The organism is Marinobacter daepoensis DSM 16072 (genome assembly GCF_000421165.1).
GTDB lineage: Bacteria > Pseudomonadota > Gammaproteobacteria > Pseudomonadales > Oleiphilaceae > Marinobacter > Marinobacter daepoensis.
The window spans coordinates 270133-293119 of sequence record NZ_ATWI01000011.1 but is presented as its reverse complement, the minus strand read 5'-3'; the positions used below and the strand labels follow the sequence as shown (position 1 = coordinate 293119).

Below are 22987 nucleotides of genomic sequence, written 5' to 3'. Positions count from 1 at the left end.
ACGCTTGTCGTCTATAAGGAGAATTGCCGCGAGCGTATAATAGTCTCAAATTCAACATCATTACCCGGAGCCCTTCCAATGACCCAGGACGAACTGAAACAAGCCGTAGCCCAAGCTGCGGTGGACTACATTGCCCCTCATCTGGAACGGAGCAGTATTGTGGGCGTGGGTACTGGCAGTACCGCCAACTTCTTCATCGACTGCCTGGCAAAGTACAGAAACGACTTCGACGGCGCCGTCGCCAGCTCCGAAGCCACGGCTGATCGCCTCAAGCAACACGGCATCCCGGTCTACGACCTCAACGCCGTCGATGGCATTGAGTTTTACGTTGACGGCGCCGACGAAACCAACGAACACCTGGAGTTGATCAAAGGCGGCGGCGGCGCCCTGACCCGTGAAAAAATCGTCGCCGCGGTAGCCAAGACCTTTATCTGCATTGCAGATGAATCCAAGAAAGTCGGCATCCTGGGTGAATTTCCGCTCCCCGTGGAAGTGATCCCCATGGCCCGAAGCCACGTCGGCAGAGAGATTGTAAAACTCGGGGGCGATCCGGTTTATCGGGACGGCTTTGTCACTGACAACGGCAACATCATCATCGACATACACAACATGGACATCTCCCGCCCGCTGGTGGTGGAAGAGAAACTCAATAACATTGTCGGTGTCGTCACCAACGGACTGTTTGCACGTCGCGCTGCCGACCTGCTGCTGCTTGGCACCAGCAACGGCGTTCAGAGCATTCCCCGAAAAGGCTCGTAAGACGCCCACCGAAACTGCCCCGAAGCTGGCCATCGAGGCCAGCTTTTTTAGTTTCCAGCAAAACAAAAACCAAGCGCTTGCTTGGTGGCGGAAATTGCGCGACACTCCCCTCATCCAACAAAAAACACACAGGGAGCCATGCCGTGTCTGCATACTTCAACGAGACCCACGAACAGGTGCGCCAGACCGCTCGCAAGTTCATTCAGTCCCACGTCCTGCCACACATTGACAACTGGGAAGAGGCTGGCGAATTTCCCCGGGACATCTACCGGAAAGCCGGAGAAGCCGGACTTCTGGGCATTGGCTTTCCCGAAGCCCTCGGAGGCATCGGGGACAACGACATTTTCCTGAAAGTCGCGGTTTCTGAAGAACTGATGCGCTCCACTTCCGGCGGCTTTGTTGCCAGTATCGGCTCCCTCGACATCGGGCTGCCGCCGGTCGCAAAGTGGGCCAGACAGGAGGTCCGTGAACAGATCGTTCCGCCAGTGCTGCGGGGGGAAAAAATCGCCGCGCTGGCCGTCACCGAGCCCGGAGGCGGTTCCGATGTCGCCAGCCTGAAAACCCGAGCGGTACGCGATGGAGACCATTACATCGTCAATGGCAGCAAAACCTTTATCACCAGCGGCACTCGCGCCGACCATTACACCGTTGCGGTGCGCACTGGCGGCGAGGGCCATGCCGGCATCAGCCTGCTACTGATCGACCGGGACACTCCAGGCTTCTCCACCGGTAAGAAGCTGCGCAAAATGGGCTGGTGGGCCAGCGATACCGCAGAACTGTTTTTTGAAGACTGCCGGGTACCCGCCAACCGCCTGATCGGTGCCGAGAATGCCGGTTTTATCGCCATTATGAGCAACTTCCTGGCGGAACGACTGAGCCTGTCTGTCATGGCCTACATGACCGCCCAACTGGCCTACGAGGCTGCGCTGGACTACACCCGGCAGCGCCAGGCATTTGGTCGCGCGGTGGCGGGCTTTCAGGTCACCCGGCACAAGCTCGTGGACATGGCCACCCAGATCGACATCGCCCGGGAATACACTTATCGCTGTGCAGCCCTCATGCAAGCAGGCAAAAACCCCATCACACAAGTGGCCATGGCCAAAAACTTTTCCGTAGATGTTTGCGAAAAGGTCACCCGCGAGGCCGTGCAACTGTTCGGCGGCATGGGGTATATGCGCGAGTCGGTAGTTGAGCGCCTGTACCGGGATGCCAAGATCCTGTCCATTGGTGGCGGCACCACCGAAATCATGAAAGAACTCATCGCAAAACAGATCCGGCTTTAAGCCGGATCTGTTTTGGCTTCGCTTTTCAACCGATGCGGTATCCTAAATATCCACCCGCAATTGAGCCCAGAATCGCCAGTACCGGCACTGTGAAAACAACAGCATTCAGATTGCCGCCAAAAAAATCACCGGGCCTTTTCAGCGAGAAAAGACTGTTAAGCGTATCGATGACCACCGGCGTCAATCCAACGAGCCATCCAACCACCGCCCCAATAACCAAACCGAAAACAATTCCGATGAACGCCAAAAACCACTGCATCACACCCAATCCTTGTCAAAGCGAAAATATGTGAGACCCATTACCTCTTCACATCCAGCATGCCATAGGGGCGCTCACGTACGCCCTTGAGCAACCCAACGATAACGTCTGTGCCTTTCATCGGCGCCATCTCCGGGTAGTCTTTCATTTCGATCGCCCCTTCGATTTCAAAGTGGCCGTGGCGGAAGCTGTTCACCTCACCATCCGTGGCAACCCAGCGGAATTCCCGCTCAGTCTCGCTGTACTTGCCATCGCTGATGAACAGGCGGCCCTTTCGACCAGCGACGGTCATTTTACTGGAAGTCAGGAAAGACAACATGCCTGTGTTGCGACTCTTCTCGTCTTTCAACTCGGCCTCACTCTGGTAGGTGCCGGCCATGAGCACAAAACGGGAACGTTTTCCGTTATAGAACTCCATCGCGTAGCCTTCCCGTTCCGGTGTCACGGTGTTCACCACCACAAACTCCCGGTCCAGACACACCCCAGGTTTGTTATGGGGCCAGGGCTGGTACTCCAGGGCGTTTGCCCGCTCCTGCATTTGGGTCAAGCGTTCGTAGTAGATGGCTTTGTAATCGGCTTCATCCCGAGGAACATTTCCCAGTGCGCCCTGCCCCTGAATGGCAATGGCAGCTTTTGCGGGCGGAAAGTCCTTTAGAAAATGTGTTTCGAACTTGTGACTGCGATCAGGCTTCTCTCGCATCCCTGGAATTTTTCGTCTGTCTGCGTAGTAAACCAAGGTTTTGAGGCAACAGGATCTGGAACTCCCCCATCACCAGATCCCGGACGCATCCTGCTTGTACCGACCCGGATAATCGAAATGTTCATAGTTCGGATGCTGTTTGGAGAGGTCCGGAGCCACTTCCTGGCGATCCAACCCGTAGGCGGGATTGGTGAAGGTATAATCCTTCATGGCGACCCCGGCAACACTGACACGGTCCAGCGTATCGAAGGCGAATACGCTGGACTGCCTGGAGCTGCCTCCTGCCGTTGAATTATAGAGCGAGGACGGCAGTGATAGCGCCTCGCGGTGGTGGTCCGCCAGGATCAGCTCGGTGCCATCGGAGCCATGTTCAGCACGATAGTGCCAGCCTTCCTCCGCTGCGAGCCGCTGGATAAATGCCAGATCCGATTCCCGGTACTGAACACAATATTCCCGCTCTTCCGGTGCTCGTAACAGATTGAAACGGGTGTTGGTGACGCCATTTTCTTCCAGCAGGTTTCGGATAATCTGTTCCGGGCTCTGATGCTGGGAGATCCGGCTGTTACGGCCTAGTCCCAGCCGCCAGAGGGGGGAACGCACCGTGAGGTAATAACAGGTTCTGCGATGGCCCGCCGAGCCACGGCCAAACTCCGCAACCACTCCGCGAAACTGACGCAACAACTCGCCATCCCGGAAAATACTCAACTCAGCTTCCTGCTCAAGCAAATCGGTGGCCGTTATACCCGACTGCCGACTGAATGCGGTGATGGTCAGAGAAAAAACCTCAGACAACATCTCCCGCGATTCAAATTCAAAAACGGTAAAGAGATCGACCTGTTGTTCACCAATCGACAAGGTGAACTGAAGTCCTTTTCCAATGTGCATTGCGCGCATCCCTTGCTTGATTCATGGTTTCCCTGTTGGGCCATCACCCCGTGATTCCGCAACCACCATAGCGATCAAAAACCAACCGAAACTAGCACCTGACCAAAATAAAACAACCCCTTACAACATTGCATTTCGTTTAAAAATTTGCAGACCAAGGTTTAGTTTCGAACCGCCCGAGACTCCCGTATAATTACGCCCACTTTTTCAACGCAGTTAAACGAACCCCCACCTATCAGGAAGGATCGCACATGCAATTCGACAACATCCCCGCGGGCAAGAATCCGCCAGAAGACATCTATGTTGCCATCGAAATCCCGGCCAACAGTTCACCGGTCAAGTATGAGCTCGATAAAGACATGGGCGCGCTGCTGGTTGACCGCTTCATGGCCACGCCGATGTTCTACCCGGCTAACTACGGCTTTATTCCTCACACCCTGGCCGACGACGGCGACCCACTGGACGTACTGGTTGTCACGCCTTACCCCGTTCAGGCGGGTTCTGTGATTCGCTGCCGTCCGGTTGGCGTACTGAACATGGAAGACGAAGCCGGCGGTGATGCCAAGCTGGTAGCCGTTCCACACGACAAGCTGACCCAGACCTACCACAACATTCGCGAAATCGAAGACCTGCCGGAACTTCTGCGTGATCAGATCCGCCACTTCTTCGAAAACTACAAAACTCTTGAGCCAGGCAAGTGGGTGAAGGTTCAGGGCTGGGACAACGCAGCGGCCGCCAAGCAGGCCATTGTTGACGCCGTAAACGCGTACAAAGGCTGATAACCCAAGACGTAAAAAAACCGGATCATCGAGAGATGATCCGGTTTTTTTTGCCTTTCCCACAGTCCGGGGTTACCCCCGGGACAACAGATCCCGCATATCGCTGATCGCCGCGTTGGCCCGGGACAGGTATGCCGCCATCGTCAGTGAGTGGTTGGCTAACACCCCGAAACCACTACCATTGAGAATAACCGGGCTCCACATTGCAGTCTGAGTCCCTTCCAGCTCAATGATAATCTGCTTAACACTGGCCATGGCATTCTTGTCCTGCAGGACTTTCCGGAAATCCACCTCCACGGCTTTAAAGATGTGCAACAATGCCCAGGCGCTTCCCCGCGCCTCATAAAACACATCATCAATTTCCGTCCAGGCGGTTTTCACATCCTCGCCGCTGGCCTCTTCCGCCAGGGGATCGTCCGGGTCCAGGTTCGCCACCGCTTCAGACACCGAGGCCTTGCCGACACTTTCACTCAGGGTGCGGGAAAGACTCCCCAGCCGCGTCTCCAGGTCTGCCAGCCAGTTATTCAGGTTGTCGGCCCGCGCAAAGAACTGAGCATCGGCGTGCGCCGGGTCAGACAAGCGGTTCAGATAACGTTTGAGCGCATTGATCCCCCGGCGATATTCATTTTCAGTTGAGGGGATCGCCCAGCTTTCATTGTCAAAGTGAAATTGCGGTTCGACGATGGTCAGGTCCGGGTCCTCCGCCGACTGGCTCTGGGAACGACTGATGTCTTTGCGCATAGCGCGGGACAGATCCCTTAGCTGCACCAGAGCGCCATATTCCCAGCTCGGCATATTGTCCAGCCACAGGCCTGGTGGAAAAATGTCGTTGGACAGATAACCTCCGGGCTTGTCCAGAAGCGTCTCAGCAATGCGAATCATGGTCGCCGTCGTGGCAAACCCGGTCACAGGTTCACGGTCCATGGAACTGGCCAGTGTGCGGGTATGATCGCGTACCGAGAAAGTGTCCGGCTCACTGCTCCAATAGATACCAAGAACCATGGCAACCAGCAGGTACACACCCAGCACGGCAAGCACAAATTTACCGATCACACCGCTGCCGCCGGTGTAATCCTGCACGTCGTCTTTTTTGTCCCTGAAGTACTGTCTGATTTTGCCAGGCATAAGTCTCCTGATCTCCTGTTAATTACGTGTCTGCAGCATACGGCCTGCCCAGATGGTAGCCCATGGCGCCATCAATACCCAGTTTACAGAGTACCGAGTATTCCGCCGCCGTTTCCACTCCCGTCGCGTACACTTTAACGCCACGGCTGTGGGCGATACCTATCACGGACTCTAGCCAGAACCGGTTTTCATCGTGCCGGTCAATGTCGTGGATGAAGCTGTTATCAAGACGTACCGCCCTGAACGGCAAGCGCTTGAGGTAGCTGAAAGGGACGCCTCCCACACCAAAACGGTCTACCAACACCGGCACCTTCAACCTCACCAGCTTCCGGACCAGCGACGTGACAACCTTCCGATGATGGCTAATGGTCACTTCCGCTATACCAACCCAGAGTCGTCCTGCTGTGCTGCCAGCCCGGGCCAGCATCGTTAACAGGTCTTCCTGAAAAGCAACATCCGCGACAGAGCTGATACCCAGCGACACCGCCAGCCTGCGCCCCGGATGACGAGCAAGGTACTCCAAAGCCTGAGCAATCAACATTCGATCAATGTCTGCAACCAGGCCAAGGCGCTCAGCCATCGGTACAAAAAGCCCGGCCTTCAGTGACCCCTCCGGCGTATCGATACGTGAGAACACCTGGTAGTGGACCAACTCTTGATCAACGTCGTGGACCATTGGCTGCAACCAGAGCGACAACTTATTCTGGCGGACGGCCTGGGTAATGATGCTGCGCCAGGTATCTGTATTGTGATGGTTTTCGACACCCGTATCAGACAAGAGGCTGCAGGACCGGTCGTATTGCTGAGCCGCCCGGAGCGCCTCATCCGCCGCCGCCAGCAACGACCGGGCACCAGCACCAGGCGTTGCCACCGCCAGCCCGGCATGCACCAGAACCTCCAGTTGAGCCGCCTGCCCTGTATAGATGGCATCCAGCTCCCGCACCAGCTCCTCTGCCCAGATTCGGACGTCGGCCGCCGAAGCGCCCGGAACAAACACTGCAAACTCAGCGCCGGTCCGGCGACCGGCAAACGATTCCGCATGCTGATCCACAAAGGCCCGGATACCAGATGCAATTTCGTTTAACAGACGGTCTCCCTGCTCTCGCCCGAACGTCTGGTTGTAGTCGATAAAGCTGGCCAACTGAATCATCACCAATACACCCGGCGCTGACTTTTCTTCCGACTCCACCTCAACCTTCAGGCGCTGATCGAAAGCACTCCGGCTCGCCAGCCCGGTCACCGAGTCTTCATTGTTGACTTTTCGGAGGTGCTGGATCAGTTTGCCCTGCCCTTCGAACAACTGCCCAAGGTCATCAGCCATCTGATTCATGGCCTCGGTCACCCGGTTGAGTTCACGGGTAGAGCGGACCCTCACCCGCTTCCGGAAATCCCGACGCCCGAGCGCCCGAGCCTGAGATTCCAGCGCCTTCAGCGGCCCAAGCGCCCGCCGGAGCAACAAGTACAGCCCAAGCAGCCCGAGAACCGCGATCACCCCAGCCGCCAGCACCAGCCCCAGCGTAATCCGCCACAAGTCATCGTAGGCCCGGCCAGGGTGGCTCACCACACGGACCTTACCCAACCGGCTCCAGCCTCTGACCACCTCAGCTTCGGCCACCGGCAGTGGCAGGCGAGCCAGTGTTACAAACCAGTCTGGCGCTTTACTGGCCGCCAATGGCATTCGCCGGCCAGCAATCACTTCCCCTTCATGCCCCAGATACTCCACCACCAGATAACGTCCGCTGTCGAAAACTGCATCTATCAGGGAGGCAGCGGCCACCGGGTCCGTCCCATCAATGGCATTTGACAGAGAGAGCCCTGTTGCCGTTGCGCCGTCCTGAGCGTGTGCAGACAGCTGATCGGCAACGTACTCCCGGAAGTAGCCATAGCTGGTGACAAAGGCCGCCACCAGCGTCACGGTCAGCAGACTGCCACCAAACAACAGCAGTAAGCCCTGCAGCGTAGTCTCGCCCTGCTGCCTTCTTGTTGCGTCTTTCATGAGCCTCCGTGCCATCACGTCAGGACTCCGTCAGAGAAATAGATATCAGGTTGCCTGTGATCCGGGCCGCAGAGTTGACAAACATTTACACAGCGCAACCTACGCCGACAACATTAAACACTATAGACTCTACACAAGGACCATAAAGCCTCTGTATAACTCATAAATGGCAAAATTTCGCGCAGACGGATACCGCGATCAACAATTGGACAGACAGGTCGGAACACCATGAACGACGAAAGCCAGAAAGAGAAACTCCGGCAGCATTTTGCCCGCCGTGTGACCACCCAGGCTCGGGTGGTCCTTGATACCTGGCAGAAGATTCAGGACGACCGCACTCAGGCGCCCGCACACCGTGATGAACTTATTGCCGCAGCCGACAAGCTGGTTCGTTACGCCCGGCGCTTCGAGATGGAAAGTCACGCCGCCTCAGGCGAGCAGATCCTCACCCTGTTAACCGACTGGCACCAGGACAGCGCGCTGGATGAGCCCATGGCCAAAGCCCTGGAAGAGGCCACCGAAAGTCTGCGCCTTTCGACACAACGCCGCACAGACCGGGACACCTCGAGCGCTCCCCAGCAGTATCGGCGTACGCCGGTCTACATTGCCCTGTCGAACGAAGAGATGGCGTCTCGGCTGATCCGGCAACTGGAATTCTTTGGTTTTCGCGCATCAGCCTTCAACGCACCCGCCGATCTGATCGAAGCCTGCGGGCTCAGCAAACCCGAAACCATCCTGATGGACGTCAACTTCGGGGGAAACAACGCTGGCATTGCCACCGTTGAGCAGCTTCAGGAGCAGCACGACACTCCAATTCCCATCATCTTCGTCAGCGATGAAGATGGATCCATTGAGACCCGGTTGCGGGCATCCCGTTGCGGTGGAGAAGAGTTCTTCTATCCGGCGGTCGACCCCGGCCAGCTGATTGAGAAAATTGAAACCTACACCCACGGCAATACGGTTGAACCCTACAAGGTCCTGGTACTGGATGATTCTCGCGCCCAGGCCAAATACATGGAAACGGTCCTGAAAAAAGCGGGCATGACGGCCCATATCATTACCGATCCGATGCAGATCATTCATGCCCTGGAGGCCTTTTCACCGGAAATCATTATCCTCGACATGTACATGCCGGGCTGTACCGGCATGGAGATTGCGCGAGTCATCCGACAACAGGACCGGTTCCACAGCGTCCCCATAATCTACCTCTCCGCTGAAGAAGATGTCAGCAAACAGCTTCATGCCATGAGCCTGGGCGGCGACGACTTCCTGACCAAGCCCATCGACCCGAAACACCTGATCGCAACCCTTCACAACCGGGGGCGCCGTGCACGCTCTCTGCTGGCACTGATGATCCGCGACAGCCTGACAGGCCTGTTCAATCATACCCACACGCTGCACTTACTGGAGCAGGAGATCGTCCGGGCCCGGCAGAAAGAGCAGCCCATGTGCTTCGCCATGATCGACATCGACTACTTCAAGAAGGTAAACGATACCTTTGGTCACCCTATCGGCGACCGTATACTGCGCAGCCTGTCGATGTTTCTGAAACAACGCCTCCGGAAAACCGACCATATTGGCCGATACGGCGGAGAAGAGTTTGCCATCATCCTGCCCAATACCCGCCCAAGCGACGCCCGGAACGTGCTGAACGAAATCCGGGAACGGTTCTCGGAACTGACCCAGCAGGCCGGTGACCGTGAATTCAACGTCACCTTTAGTTGCGGCATTGCCGGATGGCAAGGCGAATCCGCACAGGCTCTGTGTGAACGTGCAGACCGAGCCCTGTACACCTCCAAAGAACATGGCCGGAACTGCGTCACACTGTCTGATACCTGACCGCCGGGGCCGGTTAATACCGCCGGCCAATGAAACCAATGTCGAATACCGACATTCTCCGCCATGATCAACAATGATTGTGATCAACGAAATGTCATCGCGTGACAGCGGGTTGCTGTGTAACCTTTTCGGAACAACGGACGACCGGCAGGATTGTCAAAAAGTGTTGATCCGGAGATAACAAGCACGCACCATTGAGGTAACGTGCCGTTATCTTCGGCGATCCTGTTCAAATACATCAAGGCAGACAGAACGATGTCGACCATTCTTGTGCTTCATGGCCCCAACCTCAATATGCTCGGCACTCGCGAGCCTGAGATCTATGGCCACGAGACACTGGCCGATATAGATGACCGCCTGCACAACAAGGCGGCTGAAAAAGGCCATCATCTGCTACACCTGCAGTCAAACGCGGAATATGAATTGATAGAGAGAGTGCATGAAGCCAGGGCTGAAGGGGTCGATTTCATGATCATCAACCCGGCCGCCTTCACCCACACCAGCGTAGCCCTTCGGGATGCGGTGCTGGCGTCGGGAATCCCCTTTATCGAAGTGCACCTCTCGAATGTGCATGCCCGGGAGCCTTTCCGGCAGCACTCCTATTTTTCAGATATCGCTGAAGGCGTTATCTGTGGGTTGGGCAGCCAGGGCTACGATCTGGCCCTTCAGGCTGCCCTGCAACGAATTCACCGATAGAACACAGAAACGGGACTGGAACAGCTATGGATATTCGCAAAATCAAGAAACTCATTGAGCTACTTGAGGAATCTGACGTCGAAGAACTGGAGATTCAGGAAGGTGACGACTCCGTTCGTATCTCCCGTCGTCGCGAACAAGCCGCAGGCGGACATTACGTCAGCCACTACGCCGCCCCAGCCCCCCAGGCGCCTGCGCCGGTGGCTGATACCGCTCCGGCACCGGAAGCCTCTGCTCCGGCCGCTCCCAAGGGCCACTCGGTCAAGTCGCCGATGGTTGGTACTTTCTACCGGGCGCCCTCTCCTACGGCCAGCGCATTTGTTGAAGTAGGCCAGACCGTGAATGCCGGCGACGTGATCTGCATTGTTGAAGCCATGAAAATGATGAACCAGATCGAAGCCGACAAAGCCGGCACCGTTACCGAAATTCTGGTCGAAAATGGCCAGCCGGTTGAGTTTGACCAGCCCCTGGTCGTCATTTCCTGAATTCGGTGATTGTAAGCCATGGCCATGTTAGAAAAAGTTCTGATCGCAAACCGCGGTGAAATTGCCCTGCGCATTCTCCGTGCCTGCAAGGAGCTGGGCATCAAAACGGTTGCCGTGCACTCGCAGGTGGACCGCGACCTGATGCACGTTCGTCTTGCAGACGAAACTGTCTGCATTGGTCCGAACAGCCCAACAGACAGCTACCTGAACATCCCCACCATCATCAGTGCCGCTGAGGTGACCGACTCCGTCGGCATCCACCCGGGCTACGGATTCCTGGCGGAGAACGCAGATTTCGCCGAGCAGGTCGAAAAAAGCGGCTTCCGCTTTATCGGCCCCCGGGCAGAAACCATTCGCCTGATGGGCAACAAAGTCTCCGCCATCGAGGCGATGAAAAAAGCCGGCGTTCCGACCGTTCCCGGCTCCGACGGCCCGTTGACGGACGATGATGAGCGCACACTCAAGGTGGCCCGGCAGATCGGCTATCCGGTGATGATCAAAGCCGCCTCCGGTGGCGGCGGCCGGGGCATGCAGGTTGTGCACTCCGAAGCTGCCCTGCTGAAAGCCGTCCAGATCACCCAGACCGAAGCCAAAAACGCCTTCGGCGACCCGACGGTGTATCTGGAGAAGTTCCTGGAAACTCCACGCCACGTGGAAGTTCAGGTGCTGGCCGACATGCACGGCAACGTGATCCACCTCGGTGACAGGGACTGCTCCATGCAGCGTCGCAACCAGAAGGTGATCGAAGAGGCCCCGGCACCCAACATCAATCATGAATCCCGGGAACGCACCCTCAAAGCGTGCGTCGATGCCTGCAAGGAAATTGGCTACGTGGGTGCTGGCACCTTCGAATTCCTTTATCAGGACGGCGAGTTCTACTTCATCGAAATGAACACCCGAGTCCAGGTGGAGCATCCGGTTTCCGAGATGGTGACCGGCGTTGACATTGTCCGGGAGCAGCTGCGGATTGCCAGCGGTTTGCCTTTAGAATACAGCCAGGACGAGATCCACATTTCCGGCCATGCCATTGAATGCCGGATCAACGCCGAAGATCCACAAACCTTTGTGCCCAGCCCCGGCAAAGTGACTCATTTCCATGCGCCAGGAGGCAATGGCATCCGGGTCGATTCTCACCTGTACAGCGGCTACACGGTACCGCCGTACTACGATTCGCTGGTGGCCAAACTGATCACCTGGGGAGACGACCGGAACGTGGCTCGCCGGCGCATGAAGAACGCGCTGGATGAAATGCTGGTTGAAGGTATCAAGACCAACCAGCCCCTGCATCGAAAACTGGTACGCGATGGTGGCTTTAAACAGGTAGACTTCACCATCCACTACCTAGAGAAACTGATGCGGGATTAACCATGCCCTGGATACAACTCCAGATTCCAGCTGATCCGGAAACTGCGGATCAGCTGGAGGATCTGTTAATGGAAATGGGGGCTGACGCCGTTTCCATGGAAGACGCCGCCGACCAGCCCCTGTACGAGCCCGACCCGGGCACAACCCCCCTCTGGAGCCAGACCACCGTCACCGGCCTGTTCCAGTCTGATCGCAACATCGAACAGCTGTGTGCCGACATCCGGGATGCCTGGCACCAGCAAACCCAGCAGTCCCTGGCGGACATTGATGTCACCCTTGTCGAGGACAAAGACTGGGAGCGCGCCTGGATGGACGATTTCCATCCCCTGCAGTTCGGTGAGCGGCTGTGGATTGTGCCTAGCTGGCATCAGCCACCGAACCCCGATGCGGCCAACCTGATGCTAGACCCGGGGCTCGCATTTGGCACCGGCACCCACCCCACGACAGCCCTGTGTCTGGAGTGGCTCGATGGTCAGGATGTGGCCGGTAAGCAAATCACCGATTATGGGTGCGGATCCGGCATACTGGGCCTGGCTGCCCTGCTGCTTGGGGCCGGCCATGTGACCGGGGTCGACACCGATCCCCAGGCTCTGGAGGCCAGCCGCGACAACGCCCGGCGCAACGGCGTAGAAGACAGCCGTCTGAACCTGTATCTGCCCGGCAACGATCCAGACGTCCAGGCCGACATCATGCTTGCCAACATACTGGCCCAGCCTCTGATTGGCCTCGCCCCGCGACTGGCAGAACTAACCCGGGCCGGCGGCCATCTCGTACTCTCTGGCATCCTGTTCAATCAGGCCCGGGAAGTCATGGACGCCTACGAGCCCTGGTTCATCATGGACGAGCCCGAACAGAAGGAAGACTGGATACGCCTCACAGGACGGCGCAAGGACGGATGACGACACAGGCGTTTATGTCTAAACTGCCTCCATCGTATTGATCGACCAGAGATCGAGCTTTCAGGAACGAAGCATGACCCAGAGCAGCCTGCAGACCCAATGCCCCAACTGTGAAACCCGCTTCCGGGTGTCCGACGAACAACTGAGCGTCGCCCGGGGCAAGGTTCGCTGCGGAAACTGCATGAAAATCTTCAATGCGGTGGAACACCAGGTCACCTCGGGTAAAGACCAAAACGCCGGGCCGTCGGCAACCGCCGATACCCCCCAGCCAACCCCGCCTCATCGCTTCGAGGATGAGGAAGAGCTGATCTTCGCCGACAATCCCGAGGAGGATGCCTCCGAGGGGCGTTATGCGGGCACCCGGCTGACGTTTTCAGACGACGAGCTCAGTGACAGCTTCCGGAACTTTGACGAGCCCGAAGACAGCCGTTACGGCGAGGAAGAACTGGCCACCGAGAAACACGGTGTCGACGAAAGCTGGGCGGAGGCAATGCTCAACGATGACGAACCGGACACACCGGCATCGCCGGAGACACCGGAAGCCGGCCTGACAGCCACGCCCGGGCAGGAAGCTGCGCCGTCACCGGAGACAGAAAGCCTGGTCGCTCCAGTCTCTGGCCTCACCGAAGCCAACAGCCCCCTCGCCGACGAAGACGCCCCGCCGGAGCCGGAGCCGGAACCAGCAGTAGCCGACGATCTGAGCCTGGCAGACGATGATCGCGTTGGGGACCCGATTGCCAGCCGCACTCGAAAAGACAGCCCCCCCGATAACCTCTACCATGACCTGAGGCGCGACCCGGTCTCGGTTGGGAACGGGCGGAGCCGTCTACGGACAGCCTTGTGGACATTGACCGTTCTGGCACTTCTGGGCGTTTTGGTTGCGCAGGTCACCTGGTATCAGTTCGACCGTCTCGCTGCCATCCCCCAACTGCGACCACTGTACGCGAAAGCCTGCGAGTTTGCGGGCTGTGAGCTCAAACCCCTCGTTAACGTGGAGGCCATCCAGAGCCGGAAACTAGTGGTCCGCACCGACCCCACCAATCGGGATCAGTTGATCGTTGACGCCGTCATTCTTAACCGGGCAGGGTTTGAACAGCCGTTCCCGGCCATTGCTCTGACGTTCTCCAACCTCAATGGTGACGTGGTAGCCCAAAGTACCTTCACGCCTGAGGAGTATCTTGCCGGCGATGCCGCCAGCCTCAAGGCCATGCCGGTGGAAACGCCCGTCAGGATCGCCATCCAGATTCGAGACCCAGGGCGAGATGCCGTCAACTACAACCTGAGCTTCCGCCCCTGGCTGCCCTGATCGTCACCAAAGGTTTCAGGGGCGACAGTTGACAGAGTAAAAGTCAACCAGAAAGCACGAAAAATAATCAGTTTTTTAACGCTTTCTCCCCTTCAATCGGCTTGCCCCCAGCGGTATCATTACCGCCCTTCGGAGACCGGAGCGGTCAGATTTTGAACAACCGCTCCCTTCCGAATCTTGCTTAACCCGCTGTGACACGGACTCAGATCATGCTGCCAACGGCAAAAATCGGGCCGTACACCTTGCCCAACCCGCTCATTGTTGCACCCATGGCCGGTGTAACGGACCGCCCCTTCCGACAACTTTGTCGGCGCATGGGGGCCGGCCTGGCGGTTTCGGAGATGGTCATAGCGGACAGCAAGCTCTGGCATACGCGCAAGTCCCAGACTCGTCTGAATCATGACGGCGAACCCGAGCCGCGCTCGGTTCAGATCGCCGGTGGCGATCCCGAGATGCTGGCGGATGCGGCCCGGCAAAATGCCGGGTTCGGAGCACAGATCATCGACATCAATATGGGATGCCCGGCGAAAAAAGTCTGCAACAAAGCCGCCGGCTCGGCCCTCATGAAAGATGAAAAACTGGTGCGGCAGATTCTGGAAGCCGTAGTGAACGCGGTGGACATCCCCGTCACCCTCAAGATGCGCACCGGCTGGGACAGAGACAATCGCAACGCACCTGTGATCGCCAGGATGGCGGAAGACGCAGGCATCCAGGCACTGGCCGTACACGGCCGTACCCGCGCAGATAAATACAACGGCGACGCGGAGTACGACACCATTGCCGAAGTCAAAGCCAGCGTCGGCATTCCCGTGTTTGCCAATGGCGACATTACAACGCCGGAAAAGGCCCGGCGGGTACTGGCTCATACCGGAGCAGACGGATTGCTGATCGGCCGCGGCGCTCAGGGCCGCCCCTGGATCTTCCGGGAGATTCTTCACTACCTGGAGACGGGCGAACATCTGCCCGTCCCTCCGGTAGATGAGGTAGAACGGATCCTCGCCGGGCACCTGGAAGAACTTCATGAGTTCTACGGTGAATTGATGGGCGTGCGTATCGCCAGAAAACACGTGGGCTGGTATCTGCAGTCCCACGATGACAGCAAACAGTTCCGCAAACGCTTCAACGCCATCGACGATGCGCGTGAGCAGAAAGATAGCATCGCACAGTATTTTGCAGGCTTACGAAATGGAGAGGTATTCGCAGCATGACCGCTGAGACTTTGGCAAATCAATCCCTTAGCACCCCGGCCAACGATGATCTGCATCAGTTGCACACGGTAAATAACAGTGGCACCAGCGTCACCCTGCGTGACAGCGTAGAGGTTGCCCTGAAGAATTACTTTGAGCAGCTTGATGGAGCCCCGGTAACCGACGTTTACCAACTGGTGCTGTCTGAAGTGGAAGCCCCGCTGCTGGAGCAGGTAATGAAGTACACCCGCAACAATCAGACAAAAGCGTCAACCATGCTTGGGCTCAATCGCGGCACCCTGCGCAAGAAACTTAAGCAGTACGGTCTGCTATAATCTGACCTGACTCCCAACAGGGCCTCCCGGATGCGTTCGCGAGGCCCTTGTTATTTGCATTCCGGCTTACCCGAACAGCGAAGAAAGTGACTCATGGCAAATCAGGAAAACACCCCCGTCCGTCGCGCTCTGATCAGCGTGAGTGATAAAACAGGCATCGTCGATTTCGGCCGTGCCCTCACCGAACGCGGCGTTGAGCTGCTATCCACAGGCGGGACCTTCCGCCTGCTCAAGGAAAACAAGGTCCCGGTCACCGAAGTGTCCGACTACACCGGTTTCCCGGAAATGATGGATGGCCGGGTAAAAACCCTGCACCCGAAGATTCACGGGGGCATTCTGGGCCGCCGAGGCACCGACGATGCCGTCATGGCCCAGCATGACATCAATCCCATCGACATGGTGGTGGTGAACCTCTACCCGTTTGAAGACACTGTCGCCAACCCGGATTGCGATCTGGCGACAGCCATTGAGAACATCGACATCGGTGGCCCCACAATGGTCCGCGCCGCCGCCAAGAACCACAACGACGTTGCGATTGTGGTGAATGCCTCCGACTACACGCGCGTTTTGCAAGAGCTGGAAGAGAACCAGGGGCAGTTGTCCTACAACACCCGCTTTGACCTTGCGGTCAAAGCTTTTGAGCACACAGCCGGTTACGACGGCGCTATTGCCAACTACCTCGGCGGCCGCACTCCGGACAACGACAATGCCGACTTCCCCCGGACCTTTAACGCCCAGTTCGTCAAGGTTCAGGATATGCGCTATGGCGAAAACCCGCACCAGCGCGCCGCCTTCTATGCCGAACGCAACCCGAAAGAGGCCTGTGTCGCTACCGCCACGCAACTGCAAGGCAAGGAGCTGAGCTACAACAACGTCGCCGACACCGATGCCGCACTGGAGTGCGTGAAGCCCTTTGCGGATCCGGCCTGTGTCATTGTCAAACACGCCAACCCCTGCGGTGTGGCCATCGGTGCGGACATCCTGCAAGCCTACGACCTGGCGTTTGCCACAGACCCCACTTCCGCATTCGGGGGCATCATTGCCTTTAACCGTGAACTGGACGCCGCCACCGCCAAAGCCATTGTGGATCGCCAGTTTGTGGAAGTGATCATCGCACCAAGCGTTTCCGCAGAAGCCGTGGACATTGTCGCCGCCAAGAAGAACGTGCGCCTGCTGGCCTGTGGTGAATTCGATGGCCAGCGTGCCCAGACCATGGACTACAAGCGAGTCACCGGCGGACTGCTGGTACAGGACCGAGACCTGGGCATGGTCGCCATGGAAGACGTTAAAGTGGTGACAGAGCGCCAGCCAACCGAACAGGAACTGAACGACTTGCTGTTCGCCTGGGAAGTTGCCAAGTACGTCAAATCCAACGCCATCGTCTATGCCAAAGCAGGCCGCACCATCGGCGTGGGCGCAGGCCAGATGAGCCGCGTTTACAGCGCCAGGATTGCCGGTATCAAAGCCGCAGACGAAAATCTGGAAGTGAAAGGCTCGGTGATGGCCTCGGATGCCTTCTTCCCGTTCCGCGACGGTATTGACGCGGCAGCAGACGCCGGCATCACCGCGGTGATCCAGCCAGGCGGCTCCATGCGCGATCAGGAAGTGATCGATGCCGCCAACGAACACGGCATCGCTATGGTCTTCACCGGCATGCGCCATTTCCGTCACTGATTGACGTATTTTCAGGAGCACAACATGAACATTCTGGTAATTGGCAGTGGTGGGCGCGAACACGCCCTGGCATGGAAAGCCGCTCAATCTCCCCTGGCCGAAAAAGTGTTTGTGGCACCGGGCAATGCCGGCACCGCCAGGGAAGCCAACCTGGAAAACGTCAGCTTGGACGTTATGGACCTGGACGGTCTGGCCAACTTTGCCGAGCAGAACAACGTAGGCCTGACCATCGTCGGCCCGGAAGCCCCGCTGGTCGCCGGGGTGGTGGACAAATTCGAGGAGCGCGGTTTGCGCATCTTCGGCCCCAGTGCGGGTGCTGCCCAACTGGAGGGCTCCAAAGCCTTTACCAAAGATTTCCTGGCCCGCCAGAAGATCCCCACCGCCGACTACGCCAACTTCACCGATGTCGCTGAAGCCCTCGCCTACGTGCGCGAAAAAGGCGCGCCGATTGTGGTCAAGGCCGACGGTCTCGCCGCCGGCAAAGGCGTGATCGTGGCCATGACCCTGGCCGAAGCCGAAGACGCCATCCGTGACATGCTCGCAGGTAATGCGTTTGGCGCTGCTGGCAGCCGCGTGGTGGTGGAAGAATTCCTGGACGGCGAAGAAGCCTCCTTCATCGTCATGGTCGATGGCAAGAACGTTCTGGCCATGGCCACCTCCCAGGATCACAAGCGGGTTGGCGATGGCGATACCGGGCCCAATACCGGTGGCATGGGCGCCTATTCACCGGCCCCCGTCGTGACGTCAGAAGTACACCAGCGCATCATGGACGAGGTAATTTACCCCACCGTAAACGGCATGGCAGCCGAGGGGCACCCTTACAAAGGCTTTCTGTATGCCGGCCTGATGATCGACACCAACGGCACCCCCAAGGTAATCGAGTTCAACTGCCGCTTTGGTGACCCGGAGACCCAGCCGATCATGCTCCGCATGAAATCAGACTTGGTGGGCCTGTGCCAGGCCGCCGTGGATGGCAAGCTTGACCAGTGTGAGTCCGAGTGGGACGAGCGCGCTTCGGTCGGTATCGTTCTGGCTGCCGGTGGCTACCCGGCCAGTTACGATAAGGGCGATGTGATCTCTGGCCTGCCGGACAGTGAAATCCAGGGTGAAAAAGTGTTCCATGCAGGAACCAGCCTGGATGGCGACAACGTGGTCACGGCCGGTGGCCGGGTGCTTTGCGCCACCGCACTGGGCAGCACCGTAACGGAAGCCCAGCAACGGGCCTATGAGCTGGCCAGGAAAATCAGCTGGAACGGCATGTTCTATCGCAATGACATTGCCTACCGGGCCATTGCCAGGGAACAGAACTGAGCCCTGGAAATACCCCGCAGCAACGTCAGCCCGGTCATTGACCGGGCTTTTTCATGGGGTACGGTTAACCTACGACACCAGCCACAACGAAAAGGAGCTCTGTGTGCGTCACACACCCCTGAATATCTTCCTGCTGCTGATCATCACCGTCCTGCTCAGCGCCTGCTCCCGTCAGACCATTTACGAACATGCCATTGGCTGGGAGCGCTCGGGGGCCGGCCTGGAAGCTGCACAGATCACCGTTGGCAATCTGAACATTGCCTACCTTCGCAGCAAAGAACCCGTCGAAGGTGACAACCTGGTGCTGATTCACGGTTTCGGTGCCAATAAGGACAACTGGACCCGACTGGCCCGCGAGCTCAAAGGCGAATACAACATCTATGCGCTTGACCTGCCAGGCCATGGCGACAGCAGCAAACCGCTGGACATTGGCTACCGGTTTGAGGATCAGGTTCGCTATGTTCACCAAACCCTGGCCCGGCTGGGAATAGAACAGTTCCATATGATGGGCAATTCCATGGGAGGTGCCATCACCGCGGTGTACGCGGCCACGCACCCGGAACAGGTGCAAACGGCGGTACTGTTCGATCCGGCTGGTATTTTCGAGTACGAAAGCGAACTGGTCGAACTGGTTATGAAAGGCGACAACCCCCTGATCCCAAAAGAAGAGGGGGACTTTGACCGCCTGCTGGACTTCGCTCTGGAGCAACGTCCGTTCATGCCCTGGCCCATTCTCGGCGTGATGGAAGAGAACGCCATTGCCAACCGAGACGTCAACGAAGTCATTTTCCGCGCCATCCGGGACACCGGTTTTGAACCGGCGTTCCGCAACACCATCACCAACATACAGGCTCCGGTGCTGGTGGTCTGGGGCAAGCTCGACCGTGTGATCAACTACCGCAACGCCGATGTCTTCGTTGAGGCCATCCCCAATGCCCGGAAAGCCCTGCTGGATGGAATTGGCCATGCCCCCATGGTGGAAGCGCCGGGGAAATCGGCCGAACGGTTCAGGAGGTTTCTGGCGGAACAGCAACCCTGAGATCATCCGCTACTACAGCTGAATGCAAAAAACAGGTAGTCTTCGAGGCTTTACTGCCCGTTTTCAGAAGATTTGCCCATGCCTGAAGCTATCTGGATCAGTTTTGCCTTTGTTGTCGGCCTTCTTGTCAAAGGGATCGGTCTGCCGCCACTGGTCGGTTACCTGGCAGCCGGGTTCGTGCTCAGTTTTCTGTCGGCAACCACGGCCATTACGGCGGAGCCCACCGAGGTGCTGGCCCACATCGCCCATCTTGGTGTGCTTCTGCTCCTGTTCACCGTAGGCCTGAAGCTCAAATTGCGCTCTATTGTCAGCCCTGAGGTCATCGGCGGCAGCCTGCTGCACTTTGCAATTACATGCGTGGTCTTTGCGCCAGGCCTTTACCTGTTGTTTGACCTGGACTGGGTCACCGCCCTGATGCTGGCCATTGCCCTGTCGTTTTCCAGCACCGTACTGGTGGCCAAAGTTCTGGAAAGCAAACGGGAACTGCGAGCCTTTCATGGCCGGGTGGCCATTGGCATCCTGATCATGCAAGACCTGATCGCCCTGGTGGTCATGAGCCTGGCGGCCGGCAAAACGCCGTCTGAATGGGCGATCATCGTGTTTGGCCTGCCATTGCTCCGCCCCCTGCTCTACAAACTGCTGGACGCCAGCGGCCATGACGAGCTTCTGGTGTTACTGGGGCTACTGCTGGCTCTGGTTATCGGTGGTCTGGGTTTTGAAGCGGTGGGCCTGAGCTCCGAGCTGGGCGCTCTGGTGTTCGGCGCGATGCTGGCCAACCACCCGCGCTCTCAGGAACTGGCGAAATCTCTCTGGAGCATCAAGGAAGTCTTTCTGGTCGGTTTCTTCCTGCAGATCGGCATTGATGGCCTGCCAGACCAGAAGGCCCTGACATTTGCCGTCATTGCAGCCTTGTTACTGCCGCTGAAAGGCATCCTGTTCTATTTCCTGCTGCTTGGCTTCCGCTTGCGGGCCCGCAGCAGCTTCCTGACCTCACTGTCTCTCACCAACTACAGCGAATTCGGGCTGATCGTAGCCAGTGTCGCGCTCCCGCAATGGCTGGTCCCTCTGGCCATCACCGTGTCGCTGTCCTTTGTGTTTTCAGCCCCCCTGAACCGCTTTGCCCACAGCATTTACGAACGGGTTGCGCACAAGATAGGGAAGTTCGAGAGCCACAAACGCCACCCGGACGAGCAGCCCATCTCCCTGGGGGACACACGCGTCCTCATCATGGGCATGGGTAGAACTGGCACTGCAGCTTACGACAGGCTCGCCTCGAACGATTTCCGCATCATGGGCCTGGATTCTGACCCGGCCAAGGCCGAAAAACATCAGAAGGAAGGGCGAAATGTGGTCTTTGCAGACGCGGAAGACACAACGTTCTGGGAAGGTTTGCACATGCCTGAACTGAATTCGGTAGTGCTGGCGATGAGCGATATAGAAGGCAAGCTCATTGCCACACGAATGCTCAGAAAACTGGGGTTCAGCGGCTACATCGTGGCACACACCATGTATGAGGACGAAGCCACCAAAATCCGCGAGGCGGGTGCAAACGACGCCTACCTCACCATGAATGAAACCGGCGTTGCCCTTGCCAGCCACCTTATGGACAAGTCAGGGCTTCAGGAAGAGCAGGTCCGGAATCCGGTATAAACGTCTCGACGGAATGGCAGATACGCCTGCCGGTAGGTACCGCGGATCAGGCTGGAAGACGTCGCGCAACTCCCACCCCGGGTAACCTTGTGGGTGGCAAACTGCAGGGTCGACATAAACGGGTACATGTCGACCCGGAACCCGTCGTACGGCAGAAATTCATTACTGGTCCACTCCCAGACGGAGCCTATCATCTGGCGGCAGCCAAAAGGGCTGTCGCCCGCCGGATAATCCGACACCGGATGACGGGCCATCGCCCGGGCATCCATGTCCGCCCGTAAGGCATCCGGGGCTGCGTTACCCCAGGGGTAACGACGGAACGGCTCACCGGGACGGTTACCCAGTGCCGCCACCTCCCATTCATACTCCGTCGGCAACCGCCGCCCCGCCCAGCGACAAAACGCTTCAGCCTCCCAGTAACAGACGTGAGTAACCGGTGCCTCTGGCTCCGGAGCCCACCACTGATCGAACACCCGCTCCTGCCACTGGCCCTCGTGCCAACGCCAGTACAAAGGGTGCACCGGAGTACGTAGCATTGGTTCAGCCACCCCATAAACCAGGCTCACATCCTGCTCCGTTGCCAGCCACTTACGCCCCCCGAAAGACCAGAGTTCAGGCCGCTTGTAGCCTTCATCGTCAATAAAGGCCATAAACGCCCGGTTGGTGACCAGCGTGCGGCTGATCGAAAATGCCGGCAGGTTCACCTCAAAGCGGGGCTTCTCGGCATCAAACGCAAAGTCCTCGGCCGCAAACCGCTCCGACGCTCCCGGCATCCCGATCACCCAACGCCCGGCAGGAATGTCTGCATCGCCAGTCACGCCCTCCCCTGGCGCCAAACGGTTGCACGGTTCGGTGACAGGTGCCGGATATCCCACCGCCTGCCGGCACCAGATCAGCGATTCGATGTGCATGTTCTGATGGTAGATGGCGTAACGGTACAGGTAACGGTCGTTATCTGTCAGAGTGTTGTTCTGAATCCGGGCAGCCACCCGGTCGTAGATGGTGTTGAAATACCGGAGCGTCGCCTCCCGCCCAGGAAAGAGATCCCGGCGCCAGCGATCCCGGTGCTCCACATGAAAAGAATCCCAGAGATCATCCATGGCAGGATCGTAGCTGGGCGTCCCATCCAGAAGATGCAGCACAAACACTTCGTAGAAGAACGCCGAATGACCCATTTCCCATAGCGGCGGATTGACGCCGGGATGGTAGGGCACGTCGAGCTGGTCTTCGGTCAGCAAACCGATCAGCGCTTCAGTCCGGCTTCTGGCCAATTCCAGATCTGCCAGCAACTCACGTTTTTCGCTCTCAATCACCATAGCCGATGTACTCGTTGTCTCTGCTCGCCCTAGAGTAACAAAGAAAAAACCGCCGGGGCACAGGCCCACGGCGGTTGACGTTCTCTCCATACGAGCGGT

The 22987-nt window shown here is 57.9% G+C and carries 21 protein-coding genes; 15 read left to right on the top strand and 6 right to left on the bottom strand.

Going from position 1 to position 22987, the window contains the following annotated elements:
• The first annotated feature begins 78 nt into the window (after nt 1-78).
• Entirely contained in the window at nt 79-759 is a 681-nt protein-coding gene (rpiA, locus tag K325_RS0113265; protein WP_029654758.1) for a ribose-5-phosphate isomerase RpiA, read from the top strand.
• Between the two features lie 143 nt (nt 760-902).
• Entirely contained in the window at nt 903-2042 is a 1140-nt protein-coding gene (locus K325_RS0113260) for an acyl-CoA dehydrogenase family protein (protein ID WP_029654757.1), read from the top strand.
• A gap of 25 nt (nt 2043-2067) precedes the next feature.
• Here the strand turns inward: K325_RS0113260 and K325_RS0113255 are convergent, their stop codons facing one another.
• The 3 genes from K325_RS0113255 to tssI all read right to left on the bottom strand — a co-directional run bounded on the left by K325_RS0113255 (nt 2068) and on the right by tssI (nt 3886).
• Nucleotides 2068-2301, bottom strand: coding sequence for a hypothetical protein (locus tag K325_RS0113255; protein ID WP_029654756.1), 234 nt, complete (start codon nt 2299-2301; stop codon nt 2068-2070).
• Between the two features lie 40 nt (nt 2302-2341).
• Nucleotides 2342-3001: a hypothetical protein gene (locus tag K325_RS0113250; RefSeq protein ID WP_029654755.1), complete on the bottom strand. Its 660-nt coding sequence runs from the start codon at nt 2999-3001 to the stop codon at nt 2342-2344.
• Between the two features lie 69 nt (nt 3002-3070).
• Complete coding sequence (gene tssI / locus K325_RS0113245) at nt 3071-3886, bottom strand: type VI secretion system tip protein TssI/VgrG (protein WP_029654754.1); 816 nt, start codon at nt 3884-3886, stop codon at nt 3071-3073.
• A gap of 251 nt (nt 3887-4137) precedes the next feature.
• Here tssI and ppa point away from each other — a divergent pair, with 251 nt between their 5' ends.
• Complete coding sequence (ppa, locus tag K325_RS0113240) at nt 4138-4665, top strand: inorganic diphosphatase (RefSeq protein WP_029654753.1); 528 nt, start codon at nt 4138-4140, stop codon at nt 4663-4665.
• 72 nt (nt 4666-4737) lie between these two features.
• On the opposite strand, the gene K325_RS0113235 is transcribed toward ppa, so the two are convergent.
• Both K325_RS0113235 and K325_RS0113230 read right to left on the bottom strand, forming a co-directional pair.
• Nucleotides 4738-5790: a DUF2333 family protein gene (locus tag K325_RS0113235; RefSeq protein WP_029654752.1), complete on the bottom strand. Its 1053-nt coding sequence runs from the start codon at nt 5788-5790 to the stop codon at nt 4738-4740.
• A gap of 22 nt (nt 5791-5812) precedes the next feature.
• The gene (locus tag K325_RS0113230) at nt 5813-7786 is read right to left on the bottom strand and encodes a bifunctional diguanylate cyclase/phosphodiesterase (RefSeq protein WP_420835449.1); all 1974 of its coding nucleotides are present in this window, start codon (nt 7784-7786) and stop codon (nt 5813-5815) included.
• Nucleotides 7787-8014: 228 nt separating this feature from the next.
• Between K325_RS0113230 and K325_RS0113225 the strand changes: the two genes are divergently transcribed.
• The 12 genes from K325_RS0113225 to K325_RS0113170 all read left to right on the top strand — a co-directional run bounded on the left by K325_RS0113225 (nt 8015) and on the right by K325_RS0113170 (nt 21572).
• The gene (locus K325_RS0113225; protein WP_029654750.1) at nt 8015-9625 is read left to right on the top strand and encodes a diguanylate cyclase; all 1611 of its coding nucleotides are present in this window, start codon (nt 8015-8017) and stop codon (nt 9623-9625) included.
• Between the two features lie 255 nt (nt 9626-9880).
• Nucleotides 9881-10321, top strand: a complete 441-nt coding sequence (gene aroQ / locus K325_RS0113220) for a type II 3-dehydroquinate dehydratase (RefSeq protein WP_029654749.1) — start codon at nt 9881-9883, stop codon at nt 10319-10321.
• 26 nt (nt 10322-10347) lie between these two features.
• On the top strand, nt 10348-10806 hold the full coding sequence (gene accB / locus K325_RS0113215) for an acetyl-CoA carboxylase biotin carboxyl carrier protein (RefSeq protein ID WP_029654748.1): 459 nt from the start codon (nt 10348-10350) through the stop codon (nt 10804-10806).
• An 18-nt stretch (nt 10807-10824) separates the two neighbouring features.
• On the top strand, nt 10825-12171 hold the full coding sequence (gene accC, locus K325_RS0113210) for an acetyl-CoA carboxylase biotin carboxylase subunit (protein WP_029654747.1): 1347 nt from the start codon (nt 10825-10827) through the stop codon (nt 12169-12171).
• Nucleotides 12172-12173: 2 nt separating this feature from the next.
• Nucleotides 12174-13070, top strand: coding sequence for a 50S ribosomal protein L11 methyltransferase (gene prmA / locus K325_RS0113205; protein ID WP_029654746.1), 897 nt, complete (start codon nt 12174-12176; stop codon nt 13068-13070).
• Between the two features lie 73 nt (nt 13071-13143).
• Complete coding sequence (locus K325_RS0113200) at nt 13144-14376, top strand: DUF3426 domain-containing protein (protein ID WP_029654745.1); 1233 nt, start codon at nt 13144-13146, stop codon at nt 14374-14376.
• A 209-nt stretch (nt 14377-14585) separates the two neighbouring features.
• Entirely contained in the window at nt 14586-15584 is a 999-nt protein-coding gene (dusB, locus tag K325_RS0113195) for a tRNA dihydrouridine synthase DusB (RefSeq protein WP_029654744.1), read from the top strand.
• The gene (gene fis / locus K325_RS0113190) at nt 15581-15898 is read left to right on the top strand and encodes a DNA-binding transcriptional regulator Fis (RefSeq protein ID WP_029654743.1); all 318 of its coding nucleotides are present in this window, start codon (nt 15581-15583) and stop codon (nt 15896-15898) included. Before dusB ends, fis begins: the two co-directional genes overlap by 4 nt.
• Before the next feature lie 93 nt (nt 15899-15991).
• Nucleotides 15992-17572: a bifunctional phosphoribosylaminoimidazolecarboxamide formyltransferase/IMP cyclohydrolase gene (gene purH, locus K325_RS0113185; protein WP_029654742.1), complete on the top strand. Its 1581-nt coding sequence runs from the start codon at nt 15992-15994 to the stop codon at nt 17570-17572.
• Between the two features lie 24 nt (nt 17573-17596).
• Entirely contained in the window at nt 17597-18883 is a 1287-nt protein-coding gene (gene purD, locus K325_RS0113180; protein WP_029654741.1) for a phosphoribosylamine--glycine ligase, read from the top strand.
• 103 nt (nt 18884-18986) lie between these two features.
• Nucleotides 18987-19922, top strand: a complete 936-nt coding sequence (locus K325_RS0113175) for an alpha/beta fold hydrolase (protein ID WP_029654740.1) — start codon at nt 18987-18989, stop codon at nt 19920-19922.
• A gap of 78 nt (nt 19923-20000) precedes the next feature.
• The gene (locus K325_RS0113170) at nt 20001-21572 is read left to right on the top strand and encodes a cation:proton antiporter family protein (RefSeq protein WP_029654739.1); all 1572 of its coding nucleotides are present in this window, start codon (nt 20001-20003) and stop codon (nt 21570-21572) included.
• On the opposite strand, the gene K325_RS0113165 is transcribed toward K325_RS0113170, so the two are convergent.
• Nucleotides 21542-22888, bottom strand: a complete 1347-nt coding sequence (locus tag K325_RS0113165; RefSeq protein ID WP_029654738.1) for an SUMF1/EgtB/PvdO family nonheme iron enzyme — start codon at nt 22886-22888, stop codon at nt 21542-21544. The two genes, K325_RS0113170 and K325_RS0113165, sit on opposite strands and share 31 nt — an antisense overlap.
• Nucleotides 22889-22987: the final 99 nt, after the last annotated feature.

What these genes read in the sequence shown, in the direction of transcription:
- K325_RS0113225 (WP_029654750.1), top strand. Translation starts at nt 8,015, where the DNA reads ATGAACGACGAAAGCCAGAAAGAGAAACTCCGGCAGCATTTTGCCCGC.
- K325_RS0113165 (WP_029654738.1), bottom strand. Translation starts at nt 22,888, where the DNA reads ATGGTGATTGAGAGCGAAAAACGTGAGTTGCTGGCAGATCTGGAATTG.
- accB (WP_029654748.1), top strand. Translation starts at nt 10,348, where the DNA reads ATGGATATTCGCAAAATCAAGAAACTCATTGAGCTACTTGAGGAATCT.
- K325_RS0113200 (WP_029654745.1), top strand. Translation starts at nt 13,144, where the DNA reads ATGACCCAGAGCAGCCTGCAGACCCAATGCCCCAACTGTGAAACCCGC.
- rpiA (WP_029654758.1), top strand. Translation starts at nt 79, where the DNA reads ATGACCCAGGACGAACTGAAACAAGCCGTAGCCCAAGCTGCGGTGGAC.
- purD (WP_029654741.1), top strand. Translation starts at nt 17,597, where the DNA reads ATGAACATTCTGGTAATTGGCAGTGGTGGGCGCGAACACGCCCTGGCA.
- ppa (WP_029654753.1), top strand. Translation starts at nt 4,138, where the DNA reads ATGCAATTCGACAACATCCCCGCGGGCAAGAATCCGCCAGAAGACATC.
- purH (WP_029654742.1), top strand. Translation starts at nt 15,992, where the DNA reads ATGGCAAATCAGGAAAACACCCCCGTCCGTCGCGCTCTGATCAGCGTG.
- fis (WP_029654743.1), top strand. Translation starts at nt 15,581, where the DNA reads ATGACCGCTGAGACTTTGGCAAATCAATCCCTTAGCACCCCGGCCAAC.
- aroQ (WP_029654749.1), top strand. Translation starts at nt 9,881, where the DNA reads ATGTCGACCATTCTTGTGCTTCATGGCCCCAACCTCAATATGCTCGGC.
- K325_RS0113170 (WP_029654739.1), top strand. Translation starts at nt 20,001, where the DNA reads ATGCCTGAAGCTATCTGGATCAGTTTTGCCTTTGTTGTCGGCCTTCTT.
- dusB (WP_029654744.1), top strand. Translation starts at nt 14,586, where the DNA reads ATGCTGCCAACGGCAAAAATCGGGCCGTACACCTTGCCCAACCCGCTC.
- K325_RS0113230 (WP_420835449.1), bottom strand. Translation starts at nt 7,786, where the DNA reads ATGAAAGACGCAACAAGAAGGCAGCAGGGCGAGACTACGCTGCAGGGC.
- K325_RS0113250 (WP_029654755.1), bottom strand. Translation starts at nt 3,001, where the DNA reads ATGCGAGAGAAGCCTGATCGCAGTCACAAGTTCGAAACACATTTTCTA.
- K325_RS0113255 (WP_029654756.1), bottom strand. Translation starts at nt 2,301, where the DNA reads ATGCAGTGGTTTTTGGCGTTCATCGGAATTGTTTTCGGTTTGGTTATT.
- prmA (WP_029654746.1), top strand. Translation starts at nt 12,174, where the DNA reads ATGCCCTGGATACAACTCCAGATTCCAGCTGATCCGGAAACTGCGGAT.
- tssI (WP_029654754.1), bottom strand. Translation starts at nt 3,886, where the DNA reads ATGCACATTGGAAAAGGACTTCAGTTCACCTTGTCGATTGGTGAACAA.
- K325_RS0113235 (WP_029654752.1), bottom strand. Translation starts at nt 5,790, where the DNA reads ATGCCTGGCAAAATCAGACAGTACTTCAGGGACAAAAAAGACGACGTG.
- accC (WP_029654747.1), top strand. Translation starts at nt 10,825, where the DNA reads ATGGCCATGTTAGAAAAAGTTCTGATCGCAAACCGCGGTGAAATTGCC.